The organism is Pseudomonas sp. AL 58, assembly GCF_036348395.1.
GTDB lineage: Bacteria > Pseudomonadota > Gammaproteobacteria > Pseudomonadales > Pseudomonadaceae > Aquipseudomonas > Aquipseudomonas defluvii.
This window is the reverse complement of the sequence record NZ_JAZBQR010000003.1, coordinates 488,261-513,467: the sequence shown is the minus strand read 5'-3', so window position 1 is coordinate 513,467 and position 25,207 is coordinate 488,261. Positions and strand designations below refer to the sequence as shown.

General features: G+C 62.6%; 18 protein-coding genes. 11 read left to right on the top strand and 7 right to left on the bottom strand.

Annotated elements, in window-relative coordinates:
• Window positions 1-50 precede the first annotated feature (50 nt).
• The 5 genes from UIA24_RS05285 (at window position 51) to UIA24_RS05265 (ending at window position 2,894) form a co-directional block, all read left to right on the top strand.
• Complete coding sequence (locus tag UIA24_RS05285) at window positions 51-356, top strand: MazG-like family protein (RefSeq protein ID WP_065757969.1); 306 nt, start codon at window positions 51-53, stop codon at window positions 354-356.
• Complete coding sequence (locus tag UIA24_RS05280; protein WP_065757968.1) at window positions 353-1,102, top strand: methyltransferase; 750 nt, start codon at window positions 353-355, stop codon at window positions 1,100-1,102. Before UIA24_RS05285 ends, UIA24_RS05280 begins: the two co-directional genes overlap by 4 nt.
• Before the next feature lie 20 nt (window positions 1,103-1,122).
• Window positions 1,123-1,743, top strand: coding sequence for a DUF4136 domain-containing protein (locus tag UIA24_RS05275; protein ID WP_330522346.1), 621 nt, complete (start codon window positions 1,123-1,125; stop codon window positions 1,741-1,743).
• A 26-nt stretch (window positions 1,744-1,769) separates the two neighbouring features.
• Complete coding sequence (locus UIA24_RS05270; protein ID WP_330522345.1) at window positions 1,770-2,330, top strand: DUF4136 domain-containing protein; 561 nt, start codon at window positions 1,770-1,772, stop codon at window positions 2,328-2,330.
• 93 nt (window positions 2,331-2,423) lie between these two features.
• On the top strand, window positions 2,424-2,894 hold the full coding sequence (locus UIA24_RS05265) for a prepilin peptidase (protein ID WP_099773448.1): 471 nt from the start codon (window positions 2,424-2,426) through the stop codon (window positions 2,892-2,894).
• Between the two features lie 397 nt (window positions 2,895-3,291).
• Here UIA24_RS05265 and UIA24_RS05260 read toward each other — a convergent pair whose 3' ends face one another.
• Window positions 3,292-4,959, bottom strand: a complete 1,668-nt coding sequence (locus UIA24_RS05260) for a ShlB/FhaC/HecB family hemolysin secretion/activation protein (RefSeq protein ID WP_330522344.1) — start codon at window positions 4,957-4,959, stop codon at window positions 3,292-3,294.
• A gap of 180 nt (window positions 4,960-5,139) precedes the next feature.
• On the opposite strand from UIA24_RS05260, the gene UIA24_RS05255 reads away from it, so the two are divergent.
• On the top strand, window positions 5,140-5,589 hold the full coding sequence (locus UIA24_RS05255) for a DMT family transporter (RefSeq protein WP_065757963.1): 450 nt from the start codon (window positions 5,140-5,142) through the stop codon (window positions 5,587-5,589).
• Between the two features lie 12 nt (window positions 5,590-5,601).
• Here UIA24_RS05255 and pbpC read toward each other — a convergent pair whose 3' ends face one another.
• Entirely contained in the window at window positions 5,602-7,956 is a 2,355-nt protein-coding gene (gene pbpC / locus UIA24_RS05250) for a peptidoglycan glycosyltransferase PbpC (protein ID WP_330522342.1), read from the bottom strand.
• Between the two features lie 104 nt (window positions 7,957-8,060).
• On the opposite strand from pbpC, the gene UIA24_RS05245 reads away from it, so the two are divergent.
• Window positions 8,061-8,354, top strand: coding sequence for a hypothetical protein (locus UIA24_RS05245; RefSeq protein ID WP_065757961.1), 294 nt, complete (start codon window positions 8,061-8,063; stop codon window positions 8,352-8,354).
• Window positions 8,355-8,420: 66 nt separating this feature from the next.
• Here the strand turns inward: UIA24_RS05245 and UIA24_RS05240 are convergent, their stop codons facing one another.
• Entirely contained in the window at window positions 8,421-13,319 is a 4,899-nt protein-coding gene (locus UIA24_RS05240) for an alpha-2-macroglobulin family protein (protein ID WP_330522341.1), read from the bottom strand.
• Window positions 13,320-13,490: 171 nt separating this feature from the next.
• Between UIA24_RS05240 and UIA24_RS05235 the strand changes: the two genes are divergently transcribed.
• Complete coding sequence (locus UIA24_RS05235; RefSeq protein WP_330522340.1) at window positions 13,491-14,855, top strand: MATE family efflux transporter; 1,365 nt, start codon at window positions 13,491-13,493, stop codon at window positions 14,853-14,855.
• A 206-nt stretch (window positions 14,856-15,061) separates the two neighbouring features.
• On the opposite strand, the gene speA is transcribed toward UIA24_RS05235, so the two are convergent.
• From speA to UIA24_RS05215, 4 genes are all read right to left on the bottom strand, one after another.
• Window positions 15,062-16,975 carry an arginine decarboxylase gene (gene speA, locus UIA24_RS05230; protein WP_330522339.1) on the bottom strand — a complete coding sequence of 638 codons (1,914 nt, stop codon included), beginning with the start codon at window positions 16,973-16,975 and terminating at the stop codon, window positions 15,062-15,064.
• 154 nt (window positions 16,976-17,129) lie between these two features.
• On the bottom strand, window positions 17,130-17,501 hold the full coding sequence (locus UIA24_RS05225) for a translation initiation factor Sui1 (protein WP_065757957.1): 372 nt from the start codon (window positions 17,499-17,501) through the stop codon (window positions 17,130-17,132).
• 193 nt (window positions 17,502-17,694) lie between these two features.
• Complete coding sequence (locus UIA24_RS05220) at window positions 17,695-18,231, bottom strand: NUDIX hydrolase (protein WP_099773444.1); 537 nt, start codon at window positions 18,229-18,231, stop codon at window positions 17,695-17,697.
• A gap of 4 nt (window positions 18,232-18,235) precedes the next feature.
• Entirely contained in the window at window positions 18,236-19,309 is a 1,074-nt protein-coding gene (locus UIA24_RS05215) for a DUF2333 family protein (protein WP_330522338.1), read from the bottom strand.
• Between the two features lie 282 nt (window positions 19,310-19,591).
• Between UIA24_RS05215 and UIA24_RS05210 the strand changes: the two genes are divergently transcribed.
• The 3 genes from UIA24_RS05210 to UIA24_RS05200 all read left to right on the top strand — a co-directional run bounded on the left by UIA24_RS05210 (window position 19,592) and on the right by UIA24_RS05200 (window position 25,172).
• Window positions 19,592-21,208, top strand: a complete 1,617-nt coding sequence (locus UIA24_RS05210; RefSeq protein ID WP_065757954.1) for a response regulator — start codon at window positions 19,592-19,594, stop codon at window positions 21,206-21,208.
• A gap of 107 nt (window positions 21,209-21,315) precedes the next feature.
• A complete protein-coding gene (locus UIA24_RS05205; protein ID WP_330522337.1) occupies window positions 21,316-23,277 on the top strand; it encodes a methyl-accepting chemotaxis protein in 1,962 nt (653 codons plus the stop codon).
• Between the two features lie 113 nt (window positions 23,278-23,390).
• Window positions 23,391-25,172 (top strand): protein-disulfide reductase DsbD, encoded by a 1,782-nt coding sequence (locus tag UIA24_RS05200; RefSeq protein WP_330522336.1) that lies wholly within the window; start codon window positions 23,391-23,393, stop codon window positions 25,170-25,172.
• The last annotated feature ends 35 nt before the right edge of the window (window positions 25,173-25,207 follow it).

The following is a 25,207-nucleotide window of genomic DNA, read 5'->3' as shown; positions in this document are numbered from 1 at the left end:
GCGTTGCAGCGCGCTCAGGCTGAAGCTATGCAGCCTGAGGAGACTACCCCATGAATTTGCAAGCATTGACCGAGCGACTGCACCGCATTCGTGACAACAACGACTGGCGCGGCTTTCATAGCCCGAAAAACCTGGCCATGGCGGCCAGCGTTGAAATGGCCGAACTGGTCGAAATTTTCCAGTGGCTGAGCGAAGACCAGTCGCGCCAACTCTCCAGGGAGCAACTGGAACACGCCGGCCAGGAAGTCGGCGATGTCGTCCTCTACCTGCTATTACTGTGCAGTGAACTAGGCCTGGACATGGAGCAGGTCGTCACACTCAAGTTGGCTGACAGCGAGAGGCGTTTCGCCCGATGAATGACCGTCACTTCGATGAGCTGGCGACCCGTTTTGCCGAAAAGATCTACGGCGGAGCCAAAGGTGCGATTCGTCTGGCGGTACTCCAGGCCGACCTTGTCGAGAGCCTGCCAGAGCGCCCACTACGCGTTCTTGATATTGGTGCAGGCCTGGGCCATATGGCCTTGTGGCTGGCTGAGCGCGGCCACCAGGTAACCCTGGCCGAGCCCGCCGCGCCGATGCTTGACGGTGCCCGGGCACGTTTTGCCGACGCAGGCCAACACGCCACGTTCATCCAGGCCCCCTGGCAAGACCTGCTCGGCCAACTCACCGAGCCCTATGACCTGGTGTTATGCCACGCCGTGCTTGAATGGCTGGCCGAGCCCGAGGCCATTCTGCCGGTCCTGCATCAACTGACACGCCCCGGTGGCTGGTTGTCGTTGGCGTTCTACAACCGTGATGCCTTGGTGTACCGCAACCTGCTCAAGGGCCATTTCCGCAAAATGCGGCGCAACAGCATGGCTGGCGAAAAGCAGAGTCTGACCCCGCAAAAACCACTTGATCCACGCGAACTCAAGGTGCACCTTGAACGCCTGTGGCAGGTTGAAAACGAAAGCGGCGTGCGGGTTTTCCACGACTACATGCCGAGCGAATTCCAGGCCAAGGCCGCGTTGAGCGACCTGCTGGAAATGGAACTGGCGCATCGCCGCCATCCGGTGTTCGCCGGGCTGGGCCGCTACCTGCACTGGATCTGCCGGCCCCTGTAGCGGGTCGACTGGAGCACGACATGTCGTACCGTCCTGTTGCTGCGAGCCTGATCTGCCTGGCCTTGGTTGGCTGTCAGGGCAGCAACCCCTATGTCGCCAGCGCTCTGCCAATGCCGCCAGCACCCGCGCATGCAGCCAACACCTTCGATGCCAGCGCCTACCCGGCAGCGAACCGTGATTATGCGCACTACCGCAGCTGGAGCTGGCGCAATGGCCAACTGCCCGATGGCAGTAGCATCGCCGATCCGGCGCAACTGGCCGAGGCGGTCAGTAACGCACTTGACCAACACGGCCTACGGCCCTCCCGCGAGCAGCCCGCCGACCTGCAGGTCAGCGCCAGCCTCAGTGTGGAAAAACGCCTGCGCCAGGTTCGTGAGGACGACTACCCTTATGGTGGCTATGGGTACAGCGGTTATGGCTATGGTCACCACGGCGGTTATGGCATGTACACCAGCGTCCCCATCGTGCGGACCTACGAAATCGAAGTGTTAGTGGTGCGCCTGCACCTGTTCGACGCCAACAATGGCCAAGCGGTCTGGAGTGCCAGCGCCGAAGCCGCGAACCCGAGCTCCGAGCGGGGCCGTGCCGATGCAGTGCGTAGCGCAATTAACAAAGCACTGGAGGGTTATCCTCCCAGTTAGGTTGTAGAGGCCACCGGAGAACCGTCATGTTCCGCCGTATTGCGTTACTTGCCTTGTTTGCCCTGTTGAGTGCTTGCCAGAGCAACAATGTCACCCAGGACTTCGACGCCAGCCGAGACTTCGCCAGCTACCGTAGCTGGGCCTGGAAAGAACCGGCCTTGCAGTACCGGCCCGACGATCCGCGCATCCAGAGTGACTTGACCGAGCAACGCATTCGCCAGGCCATCAGTGGTCAGCTCGATCAACGCGGCCTGCGCCCAGCGCAAGGCAGCAGCCATGCCGATCTGAGCGTACAGGCCTACCTGATCGTCGAAAACCGCCAGCAGCAGGTCACGACCAACTATGGTGGCGCATGGAACGGCTATTGGGGCGGCTACTGGGGCGGGCCGGCCTACAACGAAACCCGCAGCGTCGACTACACGGTGGCCACCATTCAGGTCGACCTGTTCGACGGTCGCGACGGCAAGCTGGTCTGGCGCGGCAGCGCTGAACACGTCATGAGCAACTACCCGCCCAGCCCTGCAGAGCGCAGCAGTGCGATCCAGCAAACCGTCGCCAAGGTCCTGGCCAACTACCCACCGCGCTGAGCTTTTTTTTCCGCCGTGGCTGAAGGCGTCTACCCTGAAAGAGAGCGCAGACGGCTCCTAGAATCAATCATCGAAAAGGATGGCAACTCACCCATGCAAAGCATCGTCCTGCTGCTGTGGCTCGCCTTGTGTGCCGAACAGGATGTACGTGAACGCCAGGTCGCCGATACCCTGACGCTGGGTGCCGCCACGTGCGCACTGGCTTACCTGTTCACCACCGGGCATACCTGGATAGGCGCCGACGCCAGCGAAGGCGGCTGGGCGCTGGCCTTGGTCATGCTGCTGACCTTGCCCGGCTACATGCTTGGCCATGTGGGTGCGGGTGACGTCAAGCTGCTCGCCGCGTTGGCACTGGCCACCGACAAGATGCATGTCCTGGGCACCTTTATCGGTGCGGGCGTGGCCTTGGTGATCTGGCTATTGAGCCGGCGCTGGCTGTGGTCGCTCTTGAGCCTGCGAGTGAAAAAACGCCTCACGCAACTGCGTGAAGCGTCGTCGAGCAAACAGCCCTTCGCACCGTTCCTGATGGCAGGCTTTCTTCTGGCTGCGGTGTGGATCCAGTAACCGAACCGCCCCTGCTTAGCGCTCGCGCTTCAAAATGACACGCTTCCTGCCAGGGACCGGCGGCCAGTGCCCGCCAGATTCTGCGCCCCAGAACCTGTTCAAGACGTTGAAAATTGCCTGAGGGCGGTACGATCAACCGCTCACTCATGAACACCGGCACGGCCTCCGATACGCCAGGATCCCGACTGAGCACCTGCCCGCAGAAACAGGCCACAAGCGCCCCCAGCAGAAACGCCCTCACCAGACTAATGGTAATGCGACTACTCATGTCGGCCCCCTCTGCTCAAACGACCACTCACAGTGTCTTTTCAGGCAGCGCCCCAACCCTGCAGCGGCATTCAATGGCTTCGTTAATTGACGGTAGCGCAAGGAAAACGAAATGCCATCCCGTACAGGTTTACAACTTCAGGCTGACGCTCACGGTAAAACGCGGCTGCCGATCGACGCTGTCAAACGCTGCATCGGCCAAAGGTTTGGCGATCTCCAGTGACAGGTTGTAGTCACGCAAATCCCCCATGCGCACCCCCAGCGCCAGCGATGCCAGGTGCGCACTGCGTACATCCAGTTTGTTGAACCAGGCCTGGGCGGTATCCAGCACAGCATAGGGTTGCACCACGTTCAGTAGGCCACCCTCCCCCATGACGCTGTAGTTGACCTCATAAGCCAAGCCCCATCCTTTATCGCCCGAGGCCTGGTCGACCGGGTAACCTCGCCCAAAATACCGCCCACCAAACACGGCCCGTTCACTGTCCGGCAGGCTGTCGTCGCTCCAGTACAGAGCCCCCGAGGCCACACCCTGCCAATTGTCGAAGAAACGGTCACGCTGGACGCCGGACACGCGCAGGCGCAAAAAATCCAGGTCGTAATCGCTGTTGGTTTTGGCCCCTAGGTAATCAAGCCCCTGGTACACACCTCCACTGATCATCCGCAGTTGCCGCTCATGAGCCTTGCGCCAATCCCCCTCAAAGCTGAGCACACGGGTATCGGTATCCGTTGAGGTATTGAGCGGCGTACCGTCAGCCCGATAGTCAATGCGGTCACGCACCGCGTAGAGCCTTGCCGCAACATTCAGCCATTCGTCAGGTGCGGCAATCAGTGGCTGGCTCAGCCCCGCCGATACGGTGTCGCTACGCCAATCCCGCAGCAGCTCCTGGCCATTGCGAAGGTGTAGCGGCGTGTCCGACTCCGTGCGGAAGGTCGAGGCAGCCAGGTTCAACTGGCTGCCCTCGCTGTCCAGGTACTGGGCATAGTCGAGACGGTAGTAACGCTGATGATCATCGCCCGGCGCAAACAAGCCACGAACACTCAATTGCTCACCCAGCGCCGTCTGCGACTGGCTGTCCAGGCTCAATAGCGCTTGAGGGTCTGCACGGCTGCCATCGTTCAGTACCACTGCCGCCGCCAAGGGTTGGCGCGATGCCCTGACGATCAACCGGGCAGCACCGTCCGACGGGCTGGCGGGGCTCAACAAGCCTTTCAGGGTCACGCCTGGGATGTGGTTCATCAAGCTGGTGTAACGCTCAAAGGTCTGCTGGGTCAGTGGTTTTTCCGCTCTGATCCTGTCTGCCAGGCGTGTCACATAGGCCGACACAGGGCCGACATCACCGCGCAGTTCAACGTCGCGCACGTAGCCTTCAACCAGTACTACCCGCAAGGAACCTTCACTGAAGTCCTGATCCGGCACCACCGCATAAGACAGAAAATAGCCATCACGGTGATAACGCTCGGTCAATCGCGCCGTGGCCTCAAGCACCTCGTCAAGGGTGACGGCGCGTTCTATCAGGTCCTGATAGTTGTCTTTCAAATCACTCAGTGGGTAGACCGTACCGCCCTCAAAATGCACCTTTCGAAACCACACCCGGGTACCGGTCGGCAAACGCAATAAAGGCGGCTTCGCAGGCGCGACAAACACATCGGCTGCGACCGGGCGATAGGCATCGATCGGCAGGTTGGACGTTGGCAGGTAGCGTTCGATCGCACTGCGATTGAGGTCATTCTGCAGGGCGTCGGCGCACACGCCACACCCCCAGGAAAGGCCCAGCAATGCGAGGGTCATCGAACGCATAGGACACTCCTTGACCCTGAATGTACGGGGCGGCTCGACGGTGCGTTTCGTCTAACCCAAGCGTAGGTGTTGCCCGAACAACCGTCTAATTGGCCATACGGTCTACAGTTGCCAGAGGCAAGACGAGCACCCCTCGCCGCCTGCCGTTATAATCCGCGCCCCTTTTTTCTGGAGATTGCCATGCCCGCCCCTGCCTGGTGGCTGCTCTGCCTGCCGTTCGTCGCTGGCGCCTTTCTGCCGCTGCAAGCCGGTATCAACGGCCAGTTGGCCAAACAGGTGTCCAGCGTGCTCGCAGCCGCCCTGATTTCCTTTGGTGTCGGCACGGTAGCGCTGCTTGCGCTGGTGTTGCTGCAGCGCGAAGTGCCTGGTTTCAACGCACTCAAGAGCCTGACCTGGTGGCACTGGTGCGGCGGTCTGCTGGGTGCCTTTTTCATTACAACGGCCGCCTTTGCCGGCCCGCGCATCGGCGCATTGCTGTTCATGGCGCTGGTACTGGCTGGACAGTTGGCAATGGCCTTGACCCTCGACCATTTCGGCTGGGCCGGCTTTCGCGAAGCGCCGGCCAGCCTGGGCAAGGTCGCCGGCTTGCTGCTGGTACTGGCCGGCGTCTGGATGATTCGTCGCGGCTGAATAGACTGAAGCTCAGTCGTTGACCTGAAACTCGATGCGTGCGGTCTGCCCGCTGGCGTCGAGTGTACTCAACTCATACCGGCCGGCCTGCTCGAAACTGACCGTGAGGCTATCCTGTGCGGCGGTCTCGCCCACCGGCGCGCCGTTGAGGAACCACCAGCGCTGGCCACTGCCACCCAAGGCCGACACTTTCAGTTGCAGCGCGTCGCGACTGGTCGCCGGTCGGCGCAATTGGTCGCCGTTGCGCACACCAACAATCGACAACGGCGCGGTGGCGTCCGGCACCTTCGGCGGGCACCGTGGATCAATGGCCGGCAACCGTGCCTCGCGTCGCTCCACCCGGGGCAACCACGGTTCCAGTGGCGCAGGCCACAAGGCGATGTCGCGAGCATGAGCACCGGGGCACGCCGCATCGACACGCAAGCCCTGGTCATTGACCCAGACCTTTTCCAGCAAGCCCACACTCAAGGGCTGATCAAGCGCCTGCAACGTCGGCGGCGTGGTGCCATCAAGCGTCCAGGCGAAACGCTGCCGCCGACAGTTGTCATCCTGCCGGGCCATCGGCTGGCCCAGTGGCCAGCAGATCGCTGCCACCCCAACGTTGGCTGGTACGGCTGCTACCGGTGCGGTGATGCCGCGCTGGCTGTCGCGGTTACTCAACACGTCATGCACCTGCAGCATCAACGGCGCCGCCGAGGCCAAGCCAAACTGGCCCGGCACCGGTGTACCATCGGGGCGCCCGATCCAGATCCCGATCAGGTAGCGTGGGCCAACGCCAATCGACCAGGCGTCACGAAAGCCATAACTGGTGCCCGTCTTCCAGGCCAGTTGTGGCCGCTGCACCAACTCGGCATGGGGGTCGAGGTCTGGGCGGGCCTGGCCACTGAGAATGCGCCGCGTGATCCACGCCGCACCCGGCGACAACAGGCGCCGCTCCAGCAGTGGGTCGTCGGGCTGCAAACGCAGCGCGGCACTCATGCCGTTGCGGGCAAAGGCACTGTAACCGCTGACCAGATCCTCCAGGCGGCTGCCCGCACCGCCCAGGATCAACGACAGGTTGGGCTCGGCCAGTGGTGGCAACGTCAACGGCATGCCGCCCTGACGCATTTGCGCGGCAAAGCGTTTCGGCCCATAGGCTTCAAGCAATTGCACCGCGGGCAGGTTCAGAGACAAGGCCAGCGCCGAACTGGCCGAAACCGGCCCGCTGAAACCCTGAGAAAAATTGCCGGGACGGTAGTCGCCGTAACGCCGAGGTACGTCCTGCAGCAGCGACTCGGAGTGAATCAACCCTTCATCAAGCGCCATTCCGAACAGGAACGGCTTGAGGGTCGAGCCGGGTGAGCGCAGGGCACTGATCATGTCGACATGACCGAAGCGCCGGGTATCGCCGAGATCGACCGAGCCCAAGTAAGCGCGCACGGCCATGGTCTGCGACTCGACCACCAGAATCGCTGCCGACGTACGTTCAGGCAGGCGCGCGCGCCACCCCAGCAGCAGGTCCTCCAGACGGCGTTGCAGGGCGGCATCGAGGGTGGTGCGGATCAATGGCGGGCTGCCCGGACGGTTCAAGCGCCGGGCCAACAGCGGGGCCAGTGTCGGCTCCTGACGTGCCGCCAGCAACAGTGGTTCCTGTGCCGCTTCGGCAACCTGTTGCTCAGGCCACACCCGGTATTCGGCCAGCCGCTGCAGCACCTTGTCACGTGCAGCCTGGGCACGCTGCGGGTGACGATCAGGGCGCAGGCGGCTTGGTGCTTGCGGCAACACCGCCAACAGCGCGGCGTCGGCCGGGGTCAGTTGTTGAGGTGACTTGCCCAGGTACGCCCAGCTTGCTGCCGCGACCCCTTGCAATGTGCCGCCAAAGGGCGCGCGGTTGAGGTAGATCTGCAGGATCTCGTCCTTGGACAGGTGCCACTCCAACTGCGCGGTACGCCAGAGCTGGCGCAACTTGCCGGGCAGCGTTCTGGCATGCGGGTCGAGCAGTCGCGCCACCTGCATCGACAAGGTGCTGCCACCGGACACCACGCGGCCACCCTGCAGGTTCTGCCAGACAGCGCGCCCCAAGGCCAAGGGGTTCACCCCGGGATGGCGATAGAACCAGCGGTCCTCGTAGGTCAGCAAGGCCTGCAGGTACAGGGGCGACACCTGCTCAGGGGTGATCGGATAGCGCCACACGCCATCGGCATCGGCGAAGCGCCACAACGGTGTACCATCCTCCGCCAGCACCACCCGGGCCAGATCATCCGCAGGCAACGGCAGCGGCCAGATACGGTCGGCAAGCCATAACAGCGCGCACAGCAGCAACCCACCCGCCGCGATGCCCGCAAGCCATCTACCCGTGCGACTATCAGGGCGAACTACGCTGAACATCACGTGCCGACACCTTGTTCCGGGCACAGGGAACCGAGCCGGCCCGTGAGTGGCCAAAGGCTGGAAAATGGCGAAACTGCCATGATGATTATCAGGAAGCGATTATGCATGTAGAAGGTTTTTTCGAATGGCTCGGCCAAGCGCTGGGCGCCTTGATCCGCTTTGTAGTGGATGGCCTCAATGGCCTGTTCAGCCTGCTGTCCAACGCTGGCGGCAGCTTTATCGAAGGCCTTTCGCGCACCTTGGGCATGGACACCTCGCTGGTCAGCATCCTCACGCTGATCGTCGGGCTGCTGGTGCTGTACTCGGCGGTTCGCGCATTCATGCGCGCCTCGATCATTATCGGGATCATCTGGTTGCTGCTGGGGTTGTGGATTCTGAGCTGGGTGGTGCATTGACCACCCTCGCCGGCAAGGCCGGTGCCTACAGGACAGATATCACCCTGTAGGCACCTGCCAGCAGACTCAGCGCTCCTTGACCACCAACGACCCACGCGCCTCGCCGACCGCCTGCCAGTTTGGCCGGTACATCGACTCGACCTGTGGCGGTGGCACCCGGTAAACACCCGGGGTCACTGCACGGGCCAGGTACAGCAGGTGCGTGGTGCCGTATCCGTCCAGGTCCACCGCCGCGACATAACGATCGTCACGGAATTCCTGATGCAGCAAGGTCGCGTTCTGCATCGCACTGTGCCACTCCTTCACCGCACTGCTGGCGTTGTCCAGGCTGGCCGCGCTTTGCGCCAGGTTCTGGTTCTCCAGCTCCAGGCCGGCAGGCAGCAGGTCGACCACCAAGGCATCCGGCACACGCTGACTGGCACTCACCGCCAGGTGCACCAACACCAGTTGGCCGCTCTTCAGGCCATTAAGGTCCAACGGCTGGCCGTTCATGCCCAGGTAATCGCGGCGGATACTCAGGTTCTCGCCACCGGCCGGTGGCGCCACCTGTGGATAACCCGACAAGGTCAGTTGCTGGTACAGGGTCTGGTCACCGTTGTTCTGCACGGTCAACGACTGGGCCAGCGCGGTGCTTTCAAGCTTCACTGCAGGCTGTGCCTGGCTCAGCTCTCGCACCTCGCCGCCAGCCTCCAGGCGAGCGGTCCAGGGTTGCTCTGGCTTGCCGAGCAAACCGCGCCCGGCCAGGAACAGGGCGTTGCGCTCCTGCGTCGACAACCAGCGATTGGCCGCCAACAGGTCCGACAGCTCGAACAACCGAGCCTCACGCTTGCCCGCCGCCAGGTTATTTTCTTCCAGCAGGGCCAGAATCAAGGCCTGATCCCGTAGCGGGCTACCATAGTCGCCCAGCCAGTAGCGGCTATCACGGGTAACCGCCAGCCCGGCCTGCATGGCCTGTTCGGCACGCGGTTTGTCACCCATCTTGTCCAGGGCAACGGACAACTGCACCAGCGGCAGGCCGGAGCGCGCATCGCTGCGACGCTCGAACAAACTGCGCAGGGCGCCCAGTGGCGCTTGCTGGCTGCGCGCCAATACCAGCGCGGCGTACGCCTGCACGGCGAAGCGGCTGTGCTCGGCGTTCTGGCTGTAGCGTACCTCGATCAGGTTACGCTCCTGCACGTAACGCAGCAGACGCTCACTGGCCTTCTTCAAGGCTTCGGCCGGTACCGCATAGCCTTGATCGCGGGCACGCAGGAGGAAGTCGGTGACATAGGCGGTCAACCAGTATTCTTCCTCGCCGTCGGCACTCCACAGGCCGAAGCTGCCGTTGTAGCGCTGCATGCCCAGCAAACGCTCAATACCGACTTCGATCTTGCGCTGACGTTTATCCGCAGCCTCGCCTTTCAGGCCCAGGCGTTTAAGTGTCGCGTCATCGGCATAGAGCGAGGGGTACAGGCCGCTGGTGGTCTGCTCGGCACAGCCATACGGGTAGGCTTCCAGCGCGCGAATCTGCTCGCCAAGGTTCAGCGGTGGGCGGCTGGACAAGGCCAGGCTCGCCTCAAGGCCGGCCGGCTCGAACACCGCCAGCTCCGACTGCGGCAGGCTCCATGGCTGATCGTTGAGCGTCGCGCGGTAATGCTTGAGCAGCGCCGGGTACGCCGGGCGTATGCCCAAGGTCCACTCCCGGCTGAACACGGTGTTCGGCTCGCCTGGCAGCACCAGGCCTTGCACCTGCACCTTGACCTGCCCTTGCCCCAAGCCACCAACGGCCTGCACCGGAATCAGCAAGGTCTTGCGCTGGCCTTCAGCCAACGGCACTTGCTGCTCGGCGGCGCGCATCAGGCTGAGCTGACCGTCAGCGCTGAACTGCACGGTAAGGTTCTGTGCCTTGCCGGAGAGGTTCGACAGGTCCAGCGCCAGGGTGGTGCGATCACCACCGGCAAGGAAGCGCGGCGCCGACAGCTCGGCAATCAGCGGCGCGGCGACGACAGTCTTGGCCTCGGCCATGCCGAAGCGGTCTTCGGTCCAGGCCTGGGCCATCACCCGCAGCTCACCGTTGAAATCCGGGATATCGACACTGGCCTGGCCTTCACCCTTCTCGTTCAGGGTCACCGGCGCGCTTTGCAGGGCAACGATGGTGACGCTGGTGTCCGGGCGTTTGCCACCTTTGGTCAGGCCGGCGTCACCACCGAATGCCAGGCTGGCCAGGCGGCCCTGACCGGCTTCGATCAACTGGCCGTAAATGTCCAGTTGATCGGCCCCATAGGCCTTGCGCCCGAACATCGCGGCAAATGGGTCAGGCGTTGCGTACTCTGTGATGTTGAGAATGCCAACGTCCACCGCTGCCAGCAGCACATGCACCTGTTTCGGCACACTGCCATCGGCGTTACGCGCCTGTACCTTGACCGTCAGGGGTTGCTTGGGACGCATCTTCTCTGGCGCCGTCAGGCTGACCGCCAGCTTACGCTCGGCACGCTCCAGTGGCAGGTGCAGAATACCGACGGCACGCTTGGGCGTGACGTTGGCCTTGCGCTCACCCGGACGAATCACCAAGGCGCTGACATACAGATCGTGCCGCGCCCACTTGCGGTCCAGCTTGACCTCGAAGGCCTTGCCTTCGGCCGGCACGTCGATTTCCTCCCACCACAGCGGGCCATCGGCGGACTCGACCATCAAGTAACCCTTGCCTGCAGCAGGCGGGGTCACGGTGACCGTGGCGGTGTCGCCATCGGCATAGGCTTTCTTGTCCAGCGCCAGCTTGACCTGGTCTGGGCGTACGGCGCCGCCGTCGGTGTTGTCCTGGGCGCGGTAGCCGGCCCAGAAACGCAGGCTGCTGACCAGCCCGGTGCGCGGATCTTCCACCTCGACACGGTACGGGCCCCACGCGACCGGAAAGCTGATCTTGGCGGTACCGCCGGCCTTGATGCTGACGGTTTCTTCACTCTGGGTCAGGTACTTCTCATTGAAGTTGTAGCTCCAGCCATCGCTTTCGGAGTAGTTCCAGTAGTAGTCACGGCGCTCCTGCACCAGGCGCACGCGCAGGTTATCCACCGCCAGCTTGTTGCCGTTGCGATCGGCGACAAGCAGTTCAAACTCGACCGGGCCGTCACCGTCGGTTTCCTCACCGTCAAACAGGCCACGCAGCCCCGGCAGCCGCTCGGCAGGCCAGATCGGCTGTTCAAGCCGGCGAGTGATTGGCCGGCCTCCGGACTCCTGCAGGCTTGCCTGCACCGTCAACTGCAAAGGCGAACGGGCTTCGGACCATTTGCTCTCGATGCTCAGCGTGGCATCACCGGAGGCATCCAGGGTCGTTTCGTCCAGCTCCAGATCCTGGCTCAACTCCTGCTCGGTGACCGAACCGAACTGATAGCCGGGCAAGGCCGGCACCGCCTCACGCAGTGGGCGGATGTAGGCCTGGCCGCTCAGGCGATTGCCCGACGCTGGGGCGCCGTAGAGGTAACGGCCATTGACCGATATCTCGGCAGTTTCATCAGGGCTCAGGGGTGTCGGGCTGCCTTTGAGTTCAAGCGCCAGACGCTCGGGCAGGAAGTCCTCGACCATGAAGCCGTAGACCTGTCGCTGACCGCCGCCGAAGTCGAAGAGCAACTCCCAACGCCCGGTCGGCGCTTCGCCAGCCAGTTGCAGGGCGTATTGATAAAGGCCCTCGCTACCCGGTTCCCAGACAAACTTGCGGCTGATCTGGTTATCCGGGCGACGCACTTCTACCGTGACCGGTTGCGGCTTGACCGGCTTACCGTCCTGATCACGCAGCAGCGCGTTGAGCAGCACCGTCTCACCCGGGCGATAAAGGTCACGCGGACCAAACACGAAAAACTGCAAAGGGTTGGCCAGAGGCCCGGTGATGTCGAACTCGGCCAGGTCCAGCGCGGCGTTGTTCAGCCGCAGCATCGTGGTGTGTTCAGCCTGCTTGGCCAACAGCACTTCAGCCTTGGCCGCTGCCGGCAACTGCGCATGGCCGCTGCCATCGGTCTTGCCCTGGCCCAGCACACGGCCCTCGTTGTCGAGCAGTTCGACCTCCACGCCGCTGAGGGCCTTACCGCCCTCCAGCGCCTGGGTAAACACATCGAGGCGGTTCTGATAACGGTGCGCCGACAGGCCGATGTCACTGAGGGTGAACAGCGTGGCCGGCTGCGAGTAGTTGTAGGTACCCGAGGCACGCATGACCGCCAGATAAACCCCCGGTTGTTGCAGCGGCTTGAGGCCCGCGATCGGCAACAGCAGGGTTTCACGGGTATTGCGCGCCGGGTTCAGGTCGAAACGACCGCCATAGACCAACTCGGCCATCGGCAACAGCTCGCGGGACTCATAGGTCTGCAGGCTGCTGTTGCGGCCCCACTGCCCCAGGAAGGTCGGCAGCGCTTCAGGCTTGATCCGGAAAAATTCGACATCGACCTTGTCGACGTTCAGCGCGATCACCGGCAGGCCTTCGGCCACGCGGGTCGGCAACAGCGAGCCGCGGCTGGCGAAACCGACAGTCGGCTCCAGGTCGCGGGTTTCCAGGCGGCTGACCGACTCGGCAGCCAGGCGCTTGCCATTCACCGCCAACAGCCCGGCGTCGATGGTCAGCACCAGTTTGCGCTTGGGCTCCAGGTGCCGCAGTCGCAGCTCCATCTGGTTATCGGAGAGTTCCCAGGCACCGTCAACCTTGCCCTTTACCGTATCGACCAGGTGCAGGCGCTCGGCGAATGGCTGCTGAGCGTCCAGTGGTGCGCTGAACGACACCGACAAGGTGCTCGAGCCATCCAACTGCACCTCGGACACATCCACCACGCTCAACTCGCGTCCGGCGTAGCGTTGAGCCAGGGTTGCCGCATCTTCACGTGCGGGCTTGGGCGCGCTGGGCGCCGCCTTCTCTGCCGGTGCAGGCGCGGGTTTATCCACGGATGACGAGTCACAGGCACTCAATAGCGCCAGCGCACAGGCCAGCAACAATCCTTTGTTGAACATGGGAGATGAACTCTCTTGGGCAGCAGTGTCTTTAAGGGGTGAACTATATCTCATCAGCACCAGGGCAAGCGTGCGCAAATGCACGCTTTAGCCACAGGCCAGGCGCTCAGACCGCCTGTCGGCCCATTAGTGCCGTCTGTCCACTACAATGCGGGCTGACAAGGAGCCTGCATGACCTCACTGATCGCCGATTGGCGCGACCGACCTACCCACCGTAACGTGTGGGCGCTGGCCGCGCCGATGATTCTTTCGAACATCTCCGTACCGCTGGTGGCCTTGGTCGACAGTGCCGTGATCGGCCACCTGCCCCATGCCCACCAACTCGGTGCCGTGGCTGTCGGTGCCAGCCTCTATACCGTCCTGGCCTGGGTGATGGGCTTCCTGCGCATGGGCACTACCGGCTTTGCCGCACAAGCCGCCGGCCGTGAGGACGGCGCTGCCTTGCGCCAGGTACTGCTGCAAGGGCTGGCACTGGCGCTGTGCTTTGCACTGTTGCTGGGCCTGCTGGCGATCCCCTTCAGCCACCTGGCGTTGAGCGTGATGCAACCCTCGCAGGCGCTGGCACAAACCACCCATGACTTTTTCCAGACCCGCTTGCTCGGCCTGCCGGCCGCCCTGGCCAGCTTCGCCCTGGTAGGCTGGTTCCTCGGCACCCAGAATGCGCGTGCACCGCTGGCGATCCTGCTGACCACCAACCTGCTGAACATCGTGCTCAACCTCTGGTTCGTGATGGGCCTGGACTGGGGCGTTATCGGCTCGGCGCGGGCTTCGGTGGTCGCCGAGTGGAGCGCTGCCCTGCTCGGCCTGGCCTTGACCCGCCCGGCCCTGCGCGCCTACCCGGGCAACCTGGCCTGGGCAGCGCTACGCCGCTGGCAGAGCTGGCGACCGCTGCTGAGCGTCAACCGGGACATCTTCATTCGCAGCCTGGCCTTGCAGGCGGTGTTCTTCCTGATCACCGTGCAGGGCGCCCGCTTGGGCGATGCCACCGTCGCAGCGAATGCCCTGCTGCTCAACGGCTTGCTCCTCACGGCCTATGCACTGGACGGCCTGGCCCACGCCGTGGAAGCGCTTTGCGGTCACGCCATCGGGGCCGGCGACCGTCCCGCCCTGCGTCGATCCTTGACCGTGGCGGCGGGCTGGTCGTTGCTGGCGAGCCTGGGGTTTGCCTTGCTGTTCATGCTTGGCGGCCACCTGTTCATTGAAATGCAGACCGACATCCAAAGCGTGCGTGAAACCGCCTTCGAGTACCTGCCGTACCTGGCAGTGCTGCCGTTGATCGCCGTGTGGAGCTACCTGCTCGATGGCCTGTTCATCGGCGCCACCCGCGCACGGGAAATGCGCAACGGCATGCTGCTCAGCGTCGTCCTCGCCGTCCCCTTTGCCTATGCCATAAGCGGGCTGGGCAACCATGGGCTGTGGCTGGGTTTTCTGCTGTTCATGGCCTTGCGCGGCGTGACACTGGGCCTGATGAGCTGGCGGATGCAGCAACGCAATGAATGGTTCAAAGAGCCCACCCACGCACTGAAATCCCGCTGATGCCATCGCAGGCAAGCCTGCCACACAGACAATGCAGTGCTCCACACTGATACCTGTAGGAGTTGGCTTGCCAACGACGCGGGCGCCGCGCACTTACTGACGCCCCGCCAATGCCATCGCAGGCAAGCCTGCCCCTACAGAAATGGAGTGTTCTGCACGGATCTCTGTAGGAGCCGGCCTTGGCCGCGATGGCAGCCGACGCCGTGTTACGAGGACAGGTACGAAGAACGCGTCAGGCCCAGGCGCAGGGCATCCAGGAACTGGGTGCGCTCGCGGGCACTGATCTTGGCGCTGGCGACCTTGTCGCGGTAGTGCGTCATCAGCTCTTCCGGCGACAGGTGCACGTAACGCAGCATGTCTTCGATGGTGTCGTGGGTTTCGATACCGGCGTGGTACACGCTGCCGTTCGGGTTCTGGTAGATGTTCACCGAATCGGTATCACCGAACAGGTTGTGCATGTCCCCCAGAATTTCCTGATAAGCACCTACCAGGAAGATACCCAGCAGGTAGTCTTCACCTTCTTTGATGCCATGCACCGGCAAGCTGGTCTCGATGCTCTGCTCGTCGACGTACTGGTTGATCTTGCCGTCGGAGTCACAGGTCAGGTCCTGCAGCACAGCGCGGCGCATCGGCTCTTCGTCAAGACGGTGCAACGGCAGGATCGGCAGTACCTGGCCAATGGCCCAGGTGTCCGGCAGGCTCTGGAACACCGAGAAGTTGCAGATGTACTTGTCGGCCAGCTTGTCGTTGAGTTCGTCCAGCACTTGACGGTGCGAACGCTGGCGCGCCTTCAGCGAGTTGTGCAGGCGGCGGCAGACGGCGAAGTAGCACTGTTCGGCCAGGGCTTTCTGGGCCAGGGTGATCTTGCCATCGGCATACTGGGTAGCGACGTCACTCATGTAGTGCGTGGCGCGCCAGTAGGTCTCGGTGACCATCTCGATGTCAGTCGGGCCAAGCAGGTCGATCAGCCATTGCACGGTTTCCGGCAGGCTTTCCTTGTCTTCGATGGTCGGCACTTCATCGTTGTGTTTCTCAACGTCCGTCACCTGCACCACGAGTACGGCGTGGTGGGCAGTCAGCGAGCGACCGCTCTCGGAGAAGATGTGCGGGTGCGGCAGGCCCTGCGCATCGCAGAACTCCTTGAGCATGCCGACCACGACACCGGCGTAGTCGTCCATGTCGTAGTTGATCGAACTGGCGTTGCGCGAGTGGGTACCGTCGTAGTCCACGCCCAGGCCACCGCCAACGTCGATGTGATCGACCGGCAGGTTCAGGGCGCGCAGTTCGCCATAATAGCGAATGGCCTCCTTGAAACCGTGCTGGTAGTCCGCCAGGTTGGCGATCTGCGAACCCATGTGGAAGTGCAGCAGGCGGATACCCTGATCCAGGCCAGCATCACGGAAGCGCTGTACCACCGAGATCAGTTGTGCAGCCGACAGGCCGAACTTGGATTTTTCGCCACCGGTGTCAGCCCATTTGCTCGAAGCCAGGGACGACAGGCGCACACGCAGGCCAACCTGCGGCTTGACCTTGAGTTCGGCGGCTTCTTCGATCACCAGCGCCACTTCCGACTCTTTCTCGATGACGATAAAGACGTTGTGGCCCAGCTTCTGGCCCATCAGCGCCAGACGGATGAACTCGCGGTCCTTGTAACCGTTGCAAACGATGGTGCCGCCCTTCGGCGCCAGCGCCAGCACGGCCAGCAGCTCAGGCTTGGAGCCTGCCTCAAGGCCGATGGACACGTCCTGGGTGGCGATGATGTTTTCCACCACCGCTTCCTGCTGGTTGACCTTGATCGGGTACAGCGCGGTGTACTTGCTCTGGTATTCCAGGCGCGCGATGTTGGCGTCGAAAGCACCGGTCAGTTGGCGTACGCGGTCTTGCAGGATGTCGGGGAAACGAACCAGCAATGGCAGCGACAAGCCGCTCTTGCGCAGTTCATCGACTTCCTCGAACAGGTCGATCGGCGCACTGCCCGGCCCGTTGGGGCGTACTTCGACGCGCCCGGCCTCGTTGATCGCGAAATACCCGGCCCCCCAATGGCGGATCCCATACACACTGCGGCTGTCCGCAACGGTCCATTGGCTGCCATCGTCTTTGCGTGTGCGTCGTACGGACATCGAAGTCCCCTATATAAAAAATCGAAGAACACCGGCCAGCCCGGAGCGGGCGCAGTGTAAATCCTGAAAATGACGGTCTTCCGTGTTCAGGGGTAGACCCTTCCTACGGGAACGAGTTTAGAAACGGGAATGCAAAAAATCGCGACGGGGCCGATCAGCCACCGGATTTTTTCGCCTTGAAGCCCTGTTTGACCAGTTCTGCCAGTAACAGCTCGACATGATCGCCCTGGATCTCGATGACACCGTCCTTCAAGGCACCACCGGTTCCACAGCGGCGCTTGAGCGTGCTGGCCAGATCCTTGAGTGCTTCGAGGGGCAGCGGCACGCCGCTGATGGTGGTAACGGTCTTGCCGCCACGGCCTTTGCTTTCGCGGCGCACGCGAGCAATGCCATCGCCTTCAGGGATGGCCGTCTGCTTGCAGATGCAGGCATCGATGGGTTGGCTGCAGTCCGGGCAATGCCGACCTGCATCGGTGGAGAACACCAGGCCGCCAAGGGCAGCGAATGATGCGGCTTTTTTGGCCACTTTTGATCCTCTATCGTGAGGACAAAAACTGGTCGATGCCCCGAGCGAGGTACCGACCGCGAAGCCCCACTCTGGCAGGGGCAGCGCAACCGGGTCTGCGAACAGTCCCGGCTTTAAAAGGCCGCGCAGTGTAACGACAAATGCAGCAAATGCTAAGTACAAATCTGCGCCATTTTAGGCAGATTTAGCGACCTCAGGATTGACGGTCGAGGTAACGTTTCAACGCGGCCAGTGAATCGGGGCAATACGGCTGCACCAGGCTGTCGGCCATGACCGCTTCCAGGGGCAGAAAACGAGCCTCGCTGACCTCCTCCGGCTGTAGCCGCAGGGGGCCGTCCCAGACGGCCGAGAACACCGCGCACCACAAACGGTTGTCGGGCTGATCGAAGAAAAAACGCTCATGGGCCGTCAGTTCAACGCCGGTTACGCCCAATTCTTCTTCCAGCTCTCGCGCTGCCGAGGCGGCGTAGCTTTCACCCACCGCCACCATGCCGCCAGCGGCCACATCCCAATAGCCCGGATAAAGCGCCTTGCTCAGTGTGCGCCGGTGCACGCACAGGTGCCCGGCCGAGTTGAACAGCAGAATGAACGTGCCACGACCGATCAAGCCGCGCTCGCGCAACTCGGCCCGTTGCATGGCCCCCAGCTCGGCATCGTCGCGGTCGACCCAGACGATGCGCTCAGCATCTGAAGCGGCGCGATGCGCCGCCTCGCGGGAAGAGATGGCCACCGCCTCAGCCCTGGGACAGCAGTTGGCGCAGATCGATCACTGCGGCGTTGGCCCGGGAAATGTAGTTGGCCATCACCAGCGAGTGGTTGGCCCACATGCCGAAGCCACTGCCGTTGAGTACCATCGGGCTCCACAGAGGCTCTTGGGAGGCCTCCAGCTCGCGGATGATCTGACGCACGCTGACGGTGGCGTTCTTCTTCGCCAGCACGTCGGCGAAGTCGACCTCGATGGCGCGCAGCAGGTGCGACAGCGCCCACGCCTGGCCACGGGCCTCGTAGAACACGTTGTCGATCTGCAGCCACGGGGTCTCGACCACTTCCTCATCCAATTGCGGCACCTGGCCGGCAACCACAGACTCGGTTTTCAGGGTGGTATTGAGCTTGACCCGGCCGACACTGGCCGACAGGCGCTGGGACAGCGAACCCAGGCGCGTGGCGACATCGCCCAACCAGTTGTTCAGGTTGTCGGCACGGGTATAGAACTGCGCGCCCTGCTGGTCAGGCGAGGCCAGGCGGTTCTGATAACGGGTCAGGCTGTTGATGCCTTCCTGGAACTCCGACTCGCTCGACGGCAAGATCCAGCTCTTGTTGTCGAAGTTGAAGCGCGGCTCGGCCTTGGCCAGGTCAGCATCCTCGGTGGACTGCGACTGGGAGCGGGCAAAGTCCTTGCGCAGGGCGCGGCTCAGGTCACGCACCTGGACCAGCACGCCGTACTCCCAGCTCGGCATGTTGTCCATCCACAGGCCTGGCGGGAAACGGTCGTTGGAGATATAGCCACCGGGCTTGTGCAGCAACGTACCGGAAACAGTCTTGAGGGTTTCGATGGTGGTATAGCCGATCACCATCTGCTTGCCCGTGCGCTCAGCTGCAGCCTGGGCGTTCTGCTGAACCGGGAACAGGTCAGGCTCCTCGCTCCAGTACCAGCCCAGGGCAATCGTCACCAACAGATAAAGGGCAATGAGTGTTCCCAGCGCCCGGCTGAACAACAGGCCGCTGAAATAGCTGCCCGCTGCTGTTTCACGGGTACCAGCCCGCTCGCGCGCCTCGGCTTTGCCTGTACGGTTTTTCCAGTCCAGCATGGCATTGTCCTTTCAGTCACGTCGGTTCAAAGGTTCGACCGCAAGCCCAGGCATTGCGCCGGCGTACCCTGTGCTTTTCACAGCCGCTCGCCTGCCGGGGGTCGGCATCATGCGTTGCACTATAAATCAACCCGGCTGCTTCGCATAAGCGACTATCCGGTCACAAACTGAATTTGCAGGCAACGCGGTAATTTGACGCAAGACACGTGATCGCCTGAAAAGTAGTGCTAGCATAGAGCCATCACTGGAACTCAGCCTCACCCCTATATAAGTAGTCAGGACATGACCGAGCCAGAAGACCCAAATCGTGAGCGCCTCAAACAGCACTTTGCCCAGCGGGTCATTCACCAGGCTCGGCAGATACTTGAGATCTGGCAACGCCTGCAGCGTAGCGAATGGTCGAGCAATGACCTCGGTGAACTGTGCGAAGCCAACCTGCGACTGCAGCGTTATGCCGAGCGCTTTGACCAGCCCGAGCACAGTCAACTGGCCGAGGCAATAGGGCAAACCCTGAAGGCCATAGAGGCTAACGGTGCGCGCCTGAGCAGCGGCTTGATCAATGAACTCAACCGCCTGATGCAACGCCTGTCGCGCACTGGCTTGCGCCAGGGCGACCAGCTTGAGCAGACCCCGCTGCCGCCGCTGCGCAAGCCGGTTTACATCATGCTGCAAGACCATGACCGGGCAGAGCGACTGGCGACGCAATTGGAGTTCTTTGGCCTAGGGGTACAGGCACTGAACAGCGCCGAAGCCTTTCGGGCCTCGATGGCCGAGCGTCTGCCGGCCGCCCTAGTCATGGACGTAGACTTCACCGGCAGCGGGCAAGGCCTGCATCTGGCGGCCCAAGCTCAACAGGGGCTGGAGCAGCCCCTTCCGCTGTTGTTCTTCAGCCTGCACGAAACCGATACGCCGACGCGCCTGGCTGCCGTGCGTGCTGGCGGCCAGGAGTTTCTGACCGGCACGCTGGAAGCCTCCAGCCTGCTGGAAAAGGTCGAACTGCTGACCAGCGTGACTCAGTACGAACCGTTCCGGGTACTGGTCATTGATGATTCGCGGGCTCAAGCCATCTACACCGAGCGCTTGCTGAACAACGCAGGCATCGTTACCCGCACCCTCACCGACCCGATTCAAACCATGGCTGAGCTGGCCGATTTCCAGCCAGACCTGATCATTCTTGATCTGTACATGCCGGGCTGCACGGGGCCAGAGCTGGCCAAGGTCATCCGACAGAACGATCGTTATGTCAGTGTGCCGATCATTTACCTGTCGGCCGAGGACGACCTGGACAAGCAGCTCGAAGCCATGAGCGAGGGCGGCGACGACTTCCTGACCAAACCCATCCGTTCGCACCATCTGATCACCACGGTACGCAACCGTGCGGCACGGGCGCGCAACCTCAATGCACGCATGGTGCGCGACAGCCTCACCGGCCTGTACAACCACACGCACATCCTGCAATTGCTTGAAGACTGCAGCTTCCGCGCCCGTCGCGAAGAGCGCCCATTGAGCTTTGCAATGCTCGACATCGATCACTTCAAGAAGGTCAACGACAGCCACGGCCACCCCATGGGCGACCGCGTGATCAAAAGCCTGGCGCTGTTTCTGAAACAACGCCTGCGCAAGACCGACTTTATTGGTCGCTATGGCGGTGAAGAGTTTGCGATTGTCATGCCCAGTACAGACCTGAATGCCGCACACAAAGTGCTGGATGAGATCCGCCAACGCTTCTCCGAAATTCATTACCCGGCCCAGCCGCGCGACTTGTACTGCACGTTCAGCGCCGGGGTTGTACAACTGAACGACGGGCTCGATGCGTTGAGCATGGCAACCGCCGCCGATGAGGCGCTGTACCGGGCCAAGGCTGCAGGGCGCAACACCGTGCTGCGCAGCGAACCATAAAGGCAATGTGCCAGTTTTTTTAGTTCTTCCGCGCCTTCGTCATAACCTCGTAACAAAAACGCAATAACTTCAGAGGCTTACCATTCAGCCGTTGGTAGACCCTGGATATGCGCCTGAAGCTGCTTACCAATCTCAACACCTTGTTGCTGGTCACCGTCTGCCTGGCCTTGGGCGCGACACTGTGGTGGTCACAGCATGCGCTGGAGCGCCCCTATCTGCTGATGGAGCGCTACCTGGGCCTGTCCCAGCAGTTTCAGAACCAGGCCGCGCGCAACATTCAGGACTACCTGAATAGCGGCGATGCGCTGCGCCATGCTGAAGCACAGCAGGCTATCGTCGACTTGCAGGCACAACTGAGTGTTCTCCCCGACGACCTAGCCGCTCGCCTGCGCCCAAGCCTGGACAGCCTGCAGGCGTTTACCGGCTCCGAGCTGCTGGCCGCCGGCAAGCTTGCCGGCGACCCTCAAGCCCTGTTGCTGCAAGCCGAACGCGAGCTTGGTGCTGCACTTGAACAACTGGCGCAGTATGCCCAGAGCAGCAATAGCCCCGACGCCGGGCACTACCCACAAGCGCTGCTCAATGCCAGCGTGCATTTGGGCAGGCTCTCGCTGGCACGCGACAAGTTGGTCAGCAGTGGTCGCAGCGAACTGGCCGACGAGGTCGAGCGCGAGCTGCAAAGCATCGTCGGCCAAGCCCGCGCCCTCGACCAGTTGCCATTGCTGGGCGTCACCGCCAGCACGGCCTCGAGCACAGACGACTTCGCCGCGTTGATGGGCTTGCAGAGCGAAACCACCGCCGTCGCCGAAGACAGCGGCATCGCCCTGAAACGCGAGCTTAACAGCCTGCTAAGCCGTTATCCGGGCGAGCTTCAACGCACCCGCGAACAGATTCAACGCCGCGCCGAGCTGGCCAACAGCACCCATGAGCGCATTGCAGCAGTACAACAGGCGATTGCCGAACTGGAGCCAGGCGTGCGTAGCCAGCACGCGCAGATACAGGGTGAAGTACGCCTGATCCAGGGTGTCATGATTGCCATGATCCTGCTGATTGCCCTGTTGATCGACACCCTGCAGAGACGCTTGACGCGGGTGCTGACCAACCTCTCCCCGGCACTGTCGCGCTGGGCGGAAGGCGACTTCAGCCAGACCATCGCCCTGGGCGCAACCAACCGCGAGTTGCGCGATATTCAGGACTCGCTCAATCGCCTGCGCATCTATCTGGTGGAACTGGTTGGCACGTTGCGCAGCAATGCCGAACAAGTGGCCGGCAGCAGCCATGCCTTGGCCAACATGAGCAGTGCCCTGCACGATGGCGCCGAGCGCCAGGCCGGAGATACAGCGCAGATACGCGACGCGCTGGGTGAGCTGGAGGCTACGATTGTCCAGGTCGCTGGCGATGCCAGCCAGGCTGCCGATGCCAGCCGCAGTGCCGGGCGTGCCGTCGAGCAGGGGCAGCGAGTCATTGGCCAAAGCCTGACCGGGCTGCACTCGCTGGTCGGCGAGGTGCAGGGCAACGCCCAGATGATCGAACAACTGGCTCAGGAGTCGGCAACCATCGGGGGTGTACTGACGGTGATCCGCTCGATTGCCGAACAGACCAACCTGCTGGCCCTCAACGCGGCCATCGAGGCCGCACGGGCTGGCGAGATGGGCCGGGGGTTTGCCGTGGTCGCCGAAGAAGTCCGCTCGCTGGCGCAGCGCACGACGGGGGCTACTGGAGAAATTCAAACGCTGATCGAGCGCTTGCAACAGGCCGCACGCCATTCGGTGGAAGGTATGCGTGCGCAGGTTGAACATGCTGAAGCGACCGCCAGCCAGGCCCAGGCCGCCGACGGCGCACTGGATGAAATCGTCGGGGCAATCCAGACCATCGCTGCCACCGCCGAGCGTATCGCAGATGTCACGGCTCAACAGAGTGGCGCGGTCAGTGAAATTCGTGATCACAGCGAGCGCATCCACACCTTGGGTGAAGACAACCTGCATCGTATCGGCGAGGGCCGTGAACAGGGCGAACAGTTGCTCAGGCTGGGGGGCGAACTGAACACTGCCGTTCGCGCATTCAGGGTTTGAGTGGCGCACCGGATGACTGTAAAGGCATCCGCGGGATGTAAGGGGGTGCGCGGCGCCTGCACGTCTCGGCACACTCCGCTATGATGCGCCCATACCCGTTCCGCGAGATTGTCATGCGCCGTCTGCTTTGCCTTCTGTTTATGCTCCTGGCCCTGCCCGTTGCCACCGCCGGCCTGCTCGACAGCCGTCCGAGTGCAACGCTAGGCGCCACCACGCTGAACAACAGCGCCGATTTCCTCCCAGTACGCGAAGCGTTCAAGCTCAGCCTGGTCAAGGACGATGCGCAGTCCATCACCCTGCGCTTCGTCGCTGCCGAGGGTTACTACCTCTACCGACACCGCTTTCAGTTCCGTAGCGAACCCGCCGACATTGCACTGGGAAGCGCACAGCTGCCCAAAGGCGAAGCCAAGCACGACGAATTCTTCGGCGATGTCGAGGTGTATCACGGCATCCTCGACATCACCCTGCCACGGGGCGCCGATAAGCGCGCCTTCACCCTGCTGGTGACCTACCAGGGCTGCGCGGACAAAGGCCTGTGCTACCCACCGGAAACTGAGCGCCTGAGCATTTCGGGCAGCGGCGCGGCGCCAGCCGACACGGCCAAGACCAGTACCCATACCGACTGGAAAGCCTTGCTGCTGTTCTTCCTCGCCGGCGTCGGCCTGACCTTCACCCCGTGCGTACTGCCAATGCTGCCGATTCTCTCCGGCGTGGTGTTGCGCGGCCATATCGGTGGGTGGCGAGGCTTGAGCCTGTCACTGGCCTACGTCCTGCCGATGGCCGCCTGCTTTGCCCTGCTGGGCGCATTGATGGGGCTGTTCGGCGCCGAACTGAACCTGCAGGCGCGCCTGCAATCGGCCTGGGTACTGGTGCCGTTTTCGCTGTTCTTCGTGGTCTTTGCCCTGGCCATGTTCGGTCTGTTTGAACTGCGCTTGCCGTTGGCCGTGAGCACTCGCCTTGACCATATTGCCGGGCGTACACGCGGCGGCTCACTGCTTGGTGCGGCGGTGCTTGGCATCCTCTCCAGCTTGTTGGTATCGCCCTGCGTATCCGCACCATTGGCCGGCGCCCTGCTGTATATCAGCGCCAGTGGCGATGCGCTGGGCGGCGCGCTGAAGCTTTTTGCCCTGGGCCTGGGCATGGGGGCGCCGCTGCTGTTGGTCGCCACCGGCGGTGCCGCCTGGCTGCCAAGAAGCGGCCCTTGGCTGGTCACCGTGAAAAATGCCATTGGTGTCTTGCTGCTGGGTCTGGCCATCGGCCTGCTAAGCCGGATATTGCCGGGCGAAGTGACCCTGGTGCTGATCGGCTTGCTGACGGCGGGTGTCGCACTGTTCCTCGGTGCCCTTGAGTTCATCGAGAAAAGCCCGGCCCGACGCCTGACGCAATTGCTCGGTCTGTTACTGCTCGCCTATGCAGTGGCCTGCTGGTATGGCGCCTTCAGTGGCCAGACCGACCCGTTCAGGCCACTGGGCAAAACGCACCTGCCAAGCAGCGCCAGTGCCATCGCCAGCGCCCAGGCCGATGCGTGGCAGAAGGTGCGCACACCCGCAGCACTTGACGCCGCCCTGGCCGAGGCCAAAGCGGCAGGGCAACCCGTGGTGCTGGATTGGTACGCCGACTGGTGCATCAGTTGCAAGGTGATCGAGCGCGAAGTACTGAGTGCACCTGCTGTCCAGGCGCATCTGGAAGGCTTTCGCTTGATCAAGTTCGACATCACCGAGAGCACCGCCGAACAACGCGCCCTGCTCGACCGCTACCACCTGTTCGGCCCACCTGCGCTGATGTTTTTTGCGGCGAACGGCAGCGAAAAAACCGACGCCCGAGTGGTTGGCGAGACAAACGCCGGCGAATTTGCTGAACATCTGTTGCGCATTCGTAGCGAACTGCGTCTATAACTTGCTGTGGTCGTAAAAAAGCGGCATGCATGACC